Consider the following 1,117-nt stretch of genomic DNA (forward strand, 5'->3'; position numbering starts at 1 on the left):
TGTGCCAAGGTTTCTGTCTTTGCGCGTGTGCCGCAATAGACAATGCCTGACTGTCCTTTGCGCGCTGCTGCAAAAGATAAGATTTGTTGGCGTGGTTGATTTTTCACCTCGAAGGCAAGGCTCAAATTTGGCCTGTCAAAGCCGCGCAAAAAAGTTTGGGGGGCTTGTTCATCAAAGAGCCCCGTCACAATCTCGGCACGGGTTTCGGCATCCGCTGTCGCGGTGAAGGCCGCAAGCGGCACATCAAGGCTGCGCCTGAGAGCGCCAATTTTCAGATAATCAGGCCGAAAGTCATGGCCCCACTGGCTGACACAATGGGCCTCATCCACGGCAATCAAGCTGACATTCGATTTTGCCAAAACCCGCTCCATCCCGCCCGAGGCCAAGCGTTCTGGCGCGATATAGAGAAGTTTCAATTCGCCTTTGGACAGACTGTCCCAGACCGCATCGGTTTCTTCGGCCGTATTGCCTGAGGTGAGCGCGCCTGCATTGATCCCTGCCTCGCGCAAGCCCCGCACTTGGTCTCGCATCAATGCAATAAGGGGCGAAATGACCAAAGTGACGCCATCACGCATCAAGGCGGGCAACTGAAAGCAAAGGGATTTCCCCCCACCTGTCGGCATAATGGCGAGGACGTTTTCACCTTTGGCCACGGCCTCGACAATCTCCGCCTGTCCAAGGCGGAAACTTTGGAAGCCGAATACACGGGATAAAAGGGCCTCTGCGCTGCTCATGCCTGATTATTTTTTGCTTCTTTGGTCCTTCTGTCCCATATCGGGGCCAAAGGCACAAGGTTAAGGCAAGCGCAAAAGCGCAGGCAAATCCGCCATATCGTGGAACACATAGGCCCCTTCCGCAGCAAGGCGCGCGCCGTCATCATGTTCCGCATAGCCAAAGCAGGGAATATGCGCCCGCGCGGCCGCTTTTGCGCCTGTGGGGCTGTCTTCGATCACTGCGGCATGGGCGGCATCGCACCCCATTTTCTCAGCCGCAATCAAAAACAAGCGCGGATCAGGTTTGGCCACGCCAAGCGTATGGGCCGAAAAGCGAGCATGAATTGGACGAGGAAGGCATCCAAAAGCAGATCGCAGATATCGTGAATGCCGCCGTCCTGGCC

Annotated in this window: 2 protein-coding genes; both read right to left on the reverse strand. The window is 56.0% G+C overall.

The genetic code is table 11. From position 1 onward, the window contains the following. On the reverse strand, nt 1-734 hold a 734-nt coding region (locus tag ACR0B3_RS24090), incomplete at its 3' end, for a RecQ family ATP-dependent DNA helicase (RefSeq protein WP_480811250.1). A gap of 60 nt (nt 735-794) precedes the next feature. Next, nucleotides 795-1,117: HAD-IA family hydrolase (locus ACR0B3_RS24095; protein WP_480811251.1), on the reverse strand; the 323-nt coding region annotated here is incomplete at its 5' end.

Source organism: Ruegeria sp. CE9, assembly GCF_056537425.1.